The sequence below is a fragment of the Azohydromonas lata genome (genome assembly GCF_034427735.1).
In the GTDB taxonomy this organism is placed as follows: Bacteria; Pseudomonadota; Gammaproteobacteria; order Burkholderiales; family Burkholderiaceae_C; genus Azohydromonas; species Azohydromonas lata.
Genome location: NZ_JAXOJX010000012.1, coordinates 113,598 through 120,478 on the forward strand (window position 1 = coordinate 113,598; position 6,881 = coordinate 120,478).

Below are 6,881 nucleotides of genomic sequence, written 5' to 3' on the forward strand. Positions count from 1 at the left end.
CCAACATGAAAAGCTCGCTCCGCCGTACCGTTCCTGCCCTGGTGGCGTTGGCCGCCTGTGCCGCCGCGACCCAGGTCCATGCGCAAACCACGCCCGTCAAGATTGGATTCCTGGGCGAACTCTCCGGACCGCAGGCGGCAGTGGGTCAGGATCAGTACGACGGCTTCATGCTGGTCGTCGAGCGCAACGGCGGCAAGCTCGGCGGTGTTCCCGTTCAGGTGATCAAGGAAGACTCGCAGCTCAAGCCGGAAGTTGCCAATCTCGCGGTGCGCAAGCTGGTCGAGAAAGACAACGTGCAGTTCATCACCGGCGTGTCGTTCTCCAACATCATGCTGGCGGTTCACAAGTACGTGACCGACAAGAAGGTCTTCCTCATCGGATCGAACGCTGGGCCCTCCCAGATTGCTGGCGCACAGTGCTCTGCCTACCAGTTCATCACCTCCTGGCAAGGAGACCAGGCCGCGGAAGCCGTTGGCAAGTATGCTGCGGACAAGGGATACAAGCGCGTGGTGGTGATGGCACCCAACTACCAGGCAGGCAAGGACATCATCACCGGCTTCAAGCGCCAGTACAAAGGTTCGTTGGCCGGCGAGATGTACACGCCGCTCAACCAGTTAGATTTCTCGGCGGAGCTCACCCAGGTCTCCGCAGACAAGCCGGACGCGGTGTTCGCGTTCTACCCGGGAGGCTTGGGGATTACGTTTGCGCGCCAGTATCAGCAGGCCGGCTTGTCGAAGTCAACTCCATTGCTGTCTGCATTCATTGCTGATGCAACCACGCTGCCGGCCTTGCGAGATGCTGCACTCGGCATGATCAGCGGCGGGTTCTGGGCGCCGGACTTCTCCAATGCGGCAAGCAAGCAGTTCGTCGCTGACTTCGAGCGAAAGTACAAGCGTACGCCGTCGAACTACGCTGCACAGAGCTATGACGCTGCACTGCTCCTGGACTCAGCCCTTGCCAAGGTCAAGGGTAACGTCGCGGACAAGCCCGCGGTGATGGCGGCTCTCAAGGCAGGTGAATTCTCATCCGTGAGAGGCAGCTTCAAGTTCAACAACAACAATTTTCCGATCCAGGACATGCACGTGATGCAAGTGGTGAAGGATGACGGCGGGCAGTTCGCGTTGAAAACAATAGCCACGCCTCTGAAGGGCTTGGTCGATGCCTACCACGACAAGTGTCCCTTGAAGTAAGGCATTCCGGCGTGTGCCCATCGCACGTCGCCGGTTCATGCAGAACAACGACTCAGCCCGGCAATCCAGCTACCCTTGGCGGCCGGGCATAGACCAAACAGAGCTTGCAAACTGGTTGCACCCATGATGAAAGTTGTCATTACCCGCAAGCGGCAGGAAGCCCAAGGAATTTTCAGCTTCGAGCTTGCGTCAGAGGACGGGCGCGCGTTGCCTGCCTTCTCGGCGGGATCTCACATCGACGTTCATGTGCCCGGTGGACCTGTGCGTCAGTACTCGCTGTGCAATGACCCCACGGAGACACACCGCTACCTGATTGCCGTGCTGCGAGATCCCGCGTCCCGCGGCGGCTCCGACGGGATGCACGAGCGGGTACATGAAGGAAATACGCTGGAAATCAGCGCCCCCCGTAACCATTTTGCGCTTGCACATGAGGCTCGCAGGAGCCTGCTGCTGGCCGGCGGCATTGGCGTGACACCGATCGTGTGCATGGCCGAGCGGCTGGCCGTGCTGGGAGCGGATTTCGAGATGCACTACGCCGCTCGTTCGCGTGAGGGCACGGCTTTCGTTGACCGCATCCAGGCATCGGACTTTGCCAACCAGGTCCACTTCCATTTCGACGACGGCGACCCAGGTCAAAAGCTGGACCTTGGCACCGTACTTTCGAAGGCCGACATCGATACGCACCTCTATGTCTGCGGTCCCAAGGGCTTTATGGACGCAGTGCTCGGTATGGCACGCGCGCAGGGCTGGGGCGAAGAGCAATTGCACTGGGAGTTCTTCGCCGGCGCGGACGCCGTGCCCCGCGCGGACGACGGCAGCTTCGAGGTGCAGCTCGCGAGCTCAGGCCGTGTCATCAGCATCGCTCCAGACGAGACCGTGGTACAGGCCCTCTCAAACGCGGGCGTGGAAATCATGGTTTCGTGCGAGCAGGGCGTGTGCGGCACCTGCCTCACGCGCGTGCTGCAAGGCGAGGTGGATCACCGCGACGCGTACCTCACGCCCGAGGAACAGGCGGCCAACGACCAGTTCACGCCCTGCTGCTCCCGCTCGAAGTCGGCGCGGCTGGTACTCGACCTATGAAGGCAACCAGGATATGAGTCCGCATGGCTTGGCCATGCGGCCCGAACTGCGTGATCCCGAGGTGCCGTCTCCTGCCAACTCGGCCTCACTGCTGTGGTCAGATGCGCGGTTGCTAGGCTTCGGACCCATGGACACCACACACGAGGAGTTCTATGTGGTGGCGTTCACGCTGCTGACCTGTGAGAAGGCCGCGATGCTGCAGGCGCTCGACGCGTTCGAAACCCGTGCTCGCGAGCATTTCGAGCAGGAGGACAGTTGAATGCGAAGCTGCCAGATACAGCCAGCCTTCGTCGGTCGGGATGCAGGTGATGTCGCTGCTCCAAACCTGGTTGGGAGCTGCAGGGCTGAAGTCGCGCTGTAGCAGGTCCAGCGCCACCGGCAGGTTGTGCCGGCTGTCGGTATCGCGCAGCGGTTGAAGATCTCACAGGCCACGGTGGGCAAGTGGCGCGCACGCTTCATCGCCTACCGCATCGGTGGGCTGTACGACGATGTGCGCCCTGGTGCACCGCGCAGCATCGACGACGAGCGCGTGGCACAGCTCATCAACACGACGCTGCACACCAAGCCTGCCGATGGCGCCACTCATTGGAGCGTGCGGGCCATGGCAGCCGAGACGGGCATCTCCAAGAGCAGCGTGCAGCGCTACTTCCAGCTCTTCGGGTTGCAGCCTCACCGCTGCGAGACCTTCGAGCTCTCCACCGACCAAACAACATACTTGAAATCTCAAAAAAACCACTGAATCTTTTCAGCTCTCTTTCTTTCAATATTCCCTCAAGCCGACTTCAAAACCCACGTAACACCCAAACAGTAAAAAGCAGGCAGTAGAAAACGCGTATGTTGTTTTGGCGGTTGAATGGTTGTGATTGCCAGCACACTCCGAAAATGCACCCATGCAAGCGCGATAAGGCTTGTTATCCCCTGACCTTGGCCAACAACGCCACCGAGAAATTCAACATGTCCTGCGCCGACGGCTGGCCCCAAGTGTCCTGTGCCAGCCAGTTCATGAACGCTACTTCCGAAATCTTCGTGATCCGACTCTTGATGCGCAACTGCACGAGATCCTGCTGGGTGTTGTAGCGCTCGATGAGCGCCTTCTTCTCCTCGGCGCTCAGCTCGCCGAAGTAGGCACGGGCTTCCTCACGCCGGTGCTGCTCGAACTCGGCCTGGATATCGAACTGCTTTTCCGACTTGGCGCCGCCGGCCTTAGCTGCCTGCGGCGCTTGGTCTTCGCGCCGGCCATAACCTTGCTCCAAGGCCTTGCGGAAGTAAGCCGCGGGCTGCTCCAGCGGAGCCTGCTTGGCGTCGACCTGGCGTATCTCGGTATACCTGAGCGCGTCGAGGAGGCTTCCTGCCGGATACTTGGCCGCGAGCCGCTTGGCTTCCGTACCCGGCAGACCCACGGCCTTCATGCGCTCGAGCATGCGCTGCGCATCGCTACCGGCGGCCGCCCTGCCCTTGCTGCGCACTAGGAACTGGATCGATTCGACTTTCTTCCCGCTCTTGTGCTCGATCAGTTCCACTTCGTGGTTCGAGCGCTCGTTGATTTCGCTGACAGCCTTCGTGAGCACGCGGGACTTCAGGACCTTGTACTGGCCAAACGACGATTTGTCCGCCGCCCCCAACACCGAGTCCCTGAATTCTTCCCACGGCAGTGAGGACGTGCGACCGATATTCTCGAAGCGGACGCAGTACTCCCAGATCTGCATGGCTGCCGCGGTGCTGAACTTGCGCATGACGGCCATGTCGATGAGCGCATAGACCTCCGGGCGCGGCAGCTCTTGGTAGATGTCGTCGCTGATCTTGAAGCGCAGGTAACCCTCCGAGACCGCCACGGCCGGGAACAGCACCTGCGCCACCCACTCGACGCGCTTACCTTCGGGCGCGAGCACGTCCCACTCGAACACGATCTGCATGAGCTTGCGGGCCGCGTCCTTCAGGTGGGTCGTGTTGTTCGACGGAAAGGCAATATCCTCGCGCAGGCGCGACAGTGGAACCTTCCACCAGCCCTTGGCGTCCGGCTTGTGCTCGATGGCGAACTTCAGCCAAGCGTTAGCCAGCTTGCGCTGTACCAGCGTCAGCGGCTCTCGCGGCCGGCTGTGAACGACGTAGACCGTCTTGCGAAACAGGTCCGGGCGCGGGGCTCGCACCTCCATGATGGCAAGCGAGGTGTCCGCACCCGTTGCGGATTGGTCAGAGGCACTGCTGCTCACCAGGTTGTCCCTCCTGCGGTCACATACCAACACGCTAGTGTAACCGTCAGACGACGTTCCCCAAAACGTTTGAACAACTTGCCTTCCAGCGCAGCCTGTTTTCCTTTTAATTAACCTTTTTTGTTTTTAATACATTTACAGTTGAATTTCTCCATTCATGTCAACCACTTACGTCGCTCATGGTCACACCTTTTGATAACGAGGGTCACAACATTTGATTCTTCAGGTCTGTGGATATGAGCGATCGGTCACAAGTTTTGAGAGGAACGGTATCTGGATATGAGAAGCAGATATCGGGTCGGCGCCGCTGCGTTGGGCCGCACGTGGACTGGAGCATCCACATATGACCTCGATGCTCCCGGGCCATGCGGATGCGCCCTGCCACCAGCGGCTGCGCTCTCCGGGCGGCCATGCTTCCCAAAACCTGTGACCTCATCACATGTTGCGCCTCTCATTGGTCACAATTTTTCTTCATGATGTGACCTTGAAGGACTGGGTAAGCGCCTGTTGCTCCCAAAAGTTGTGACCTTGGCAGTATGGGAACCCTGTTCGCTGGCGAGATGCGCTGACTGAATGCCACTGTCGCCAGGGCATGCCAAGTGGCGAAGACGCGGCGCTATCAAAAGATGTGACCTGAACATTTCTCTCCCGCCGCATAGGTACATGGCTCCCAAATGTTGTGACCTTGATGGAGGCTCATGTTCTCGCTCCCTATCAAAAGCTGTGACCGTGCAGTGGTGCAAGCACTTCACGGGTCACACCTTTTGAGAGCCGCGAAGATGCTGCACTGTCCGTACGTCTAGCTATCAAAAGGTGTAACCATTGGCCCCTGGTCACCGGACATCAAGGTCAGAATGCCGACAAGGTCCGCGACCCCGATATGCACCAAACGCGCAAGGGCCAGTGGTTCTTTGGCATGAAGCTGCACATCGGCGTGGACAGCCGCAGCGGACTGGCGCACCACATGGTGGTGACGGCAGCCAATGTGCATGACAAGCATCCGCTGCCCGGGCTGCTGCACGGCCAGGAGCGGCGCGTGTACGGTGACAGCGCCTATGCCAGCCAGCGGGCGCTGATCGCGTCCAAGGCGCCCCTGGCCCACGACTTCACCATATTGATTTCTGAAATTCCGAAATTTTTATGTTTGGCGTGCTATTTTTTGCGATAGTTTCGGAAAATCAGAAATCATTAGTCCTACTGTCTGCCAGAACCTGCGTTTTCTGGAACTCCGAAATGACCAACAGCACATCTTCTGCCGCGGTGCTGACAGCGCCTACCTCACTGGGCCCGCTTGTGCGGGCCCGCCGCAAGGCCCAGGCGCTGCGTATCGATGACGCCGCCGGTTTGCTCGGCGTGTCGGTAGACCTGCTGTCCCGGCTCGAAAACGGGCAAGGGTCGGTTCGTCTCGACAAAGCGTTGGCCGTGCTTGACGGCCTGGGTCTCACGCTGCTCGTGGTGCCGAAGGAACATCCTTGGGTTCGAGAAACGGCGGCCAAGAGCAGCTCGCCGGCCGACCCGCAGCAGCTGTGAGCCACGAACTGTACCTTTGGGCCGCGGGCCGGAAGATCGCGGTCATCTCGTACGACGCGCTGGATGACCGGTGGTCGCTGACGTACGACGAAGCCTGGGCAGCGGACCCGCAGACGTTTCCGCTGTCGCCGGCGCTCCCACTCATCCGTCCAGAGTCCGGCTATACATCCAGCACGCTGCGGCGCTTCATCGAGCACCTGCTGCCGGAGGGGCGGGCGTTGGATGTCGCTGTCGCGTACAACGGCGTCGCGAAATCCAACGTGTTCGGCTTGATTCGCGCCCTCGGCGGAGAAACCGCAGGAGCCTTGCGCTTCACGGCCGATGCAGTGGATGTCGAGCCCGTGGACAAGCCTGCTCCCCGTGAGATTCCGTTGCAGGAGTTGGACGAACGCATTGCCAAGCGCGAGAGCGTGCCGTTCACGGCCTGGGACGGCAAGGTGCGGATGTCTGTAGCCGGTTTGCAGGACAAGCTGCTCGTATACATCGACCGGCCGCTGTCGGATGGTGGACGCTTGTTTCTGGTTGACGGCAGACGCCTGGCCTCGACCCATATCCTCAAGCCCGACACCGGCCAGGAACGCACTCCGCACTTGGCCGTCAACGAGCACTTCTGCATGTGCCTGGCGGACAAGATGGGCCTGCCCGCGGCGCAGGTGAGCCTGCTGCGCACACCACGGCCGGTGCTCCTGGTGCGCCGCTTCGACCGCGAGGTGCACGCCGCCAACAATCAGGTGAGAGTGCATCGGATGCACATCATCGACGCCTGCCAGGCTGGCGACTTGCCGGTCAGCTACAAGTACGAGCGCAACCTGGGCAGCGCACCCGAGGTTCGCGACATCCGAGAGGGCATGAGCTTTGAGCGCTTGTTCCG

The 6,881-nt window shown here is 60.5% G+C and carries 6 protein-coding genes and 3 pseudogenes; 7 read left to right on the forward strand and 2 right to left on the reverse strand.

Going from position 1 to position 6,881, the window contains the following annotated elements:
* Positions 1-5: 5 nt before the first annotated feature.
* From SM757_RS10080 to SM757_RS10090, 3 genes are all read left to right on the forward strand, one after another.
* A complete protein-coding gene (locus SM757_RS10080; RefSeq protein ID WP_322465353.1) occupies positions 6-1,190 on the forward strand; it encodes an ABC transporter substrate-binding protein in 1,185 nt (394 codons plus the stop codon).
* A 123-nt stretch (positions 1,191-1,313) separates the two neighbouring features.
* On the forward strand, positions 1,314-2,270 hold the full coding sequence (locus tag SM757_RS10085) for a PDR/VanB family oxidoreductase (protein ID WP_322465354.1): 957 nt from the start codon (positions 1,314-1,316) through the stop codon (positions 2,268-2,270).
* Positions 2,271-2,397: 127 nt separating this feature from the next.
* Positions 2,398-2,529: a hemerythrin domain-containing protein gene (locus SM757_RS10090; protein WP_322465355.1), complete on the forward strand. Its 132-nt coding sequence runs from the start codon at positions 2,398-2,400 to the stop codon at positions 2,527-2,529.
* 6 nt (positions 2,530-2,535) lie between these two features.
* Here the strand turns inward: SM757_RS10090 and SM757_RS10095 are convergent.
* Positions 2,536-2,670 (reverse strand): annotated as a pseudogene (locus tag SM757_RS10095) (IS3 family transposase); the annotation flags it as partial.
* Between SM757_RS10095 and SM757_RS10100 the strand changes: the two are divergent.
* Positions 2,659-2,973 (forward strand): annotated as a pseudogene (locus SM757_RS10100) (helix-turn-helix domain-containing protein); the annotation flags it as partial. The pseudogenes SM757_RS10095 and SM757_RS10100 overlap by 12 nt on opposite strands.
* Before the next feature lie 208 nt (positions 2,974-3,181).
* Here the strand turns inward: SM757_RS10100 and SM757_RS10105 are convergent.
* Entirely contained in the window at positions 3,182-4,480 is a 1,299-nt protein-coding gene (locus tag SM757_RS10105; protein WP_322465356.1) for a replication initiation protein, read from the reverse strand.
* Positions 4,481-5,330: 850 nt separating this feature from the next.
* On the opposite strand from SM757_RS10105, the pseudogene SM757_RS10110 reads away from it, so the two are divergent.
* The 3 genes and pseudogenes from SM757_RS10110 to SM757_RS10120 form a co-directional block, all read left to right on the forward strand.
* Positions 5,331-5,591, forward strand: a pseudogene (locus tag SM757_RS10110) (transposase); the annotation flags it as partial.
* Between the two features lie 122 nt (positions 5,592-5,713).
* Positions 5,714-6,010 carry a helix-turn-helix domain-containing protein gene (locus SM757_RS10115; protein ID WP_322465357.1) on the forward strand — a complete coding sequence of 99 codons (297 nt, stop codon included), beginning with the start codon at positions 5,714-5,716 and terminating at the stop codon, positions 6,008-6,010.
* Positions 6,007-6,881: HipA domain-containing protein (locus tag SM757_RS10120; protein ID WP_322465358.1), on the forward strand; the 875-nt coding region annotated here is incomplete at its 3' end. The genes SM757_RS10115 and SM757_RS10120, both read left to right, overlap by 4 nt.

Bases quoted from the DNA above. Each gene is read 5' to 3' on its own strand.
- SM757_RS10115 (WP_322465357.1), top strand. From the start codon at position 5,714: ATGACCAACAGCACATCTTCTGCCGCGGTGCTGACAGCGCCTACCTCA.
- SM757_RS10090 (WP_322465355.1), top strand. From the start codon at position 2,398: ATGGACACCACACACGAGGAGTTCTATGTGGTGGCGTTCACGCTGCTG.
- SM757_RS10080 (WP_322465353.1), top strand. From the start codon at position 6: ATGAAAAGCTCGCTCCGCCGTACCGTTCCTGCCCTGGTGGCGTTGGCC.
- SM757_RS10085 (WP_322465354.1), top strand. From the start codon at position 1,314: ATGATGAAAGTTGTCATTACCCGCAAGCGGCAGGAAGCCCAAGGAATT.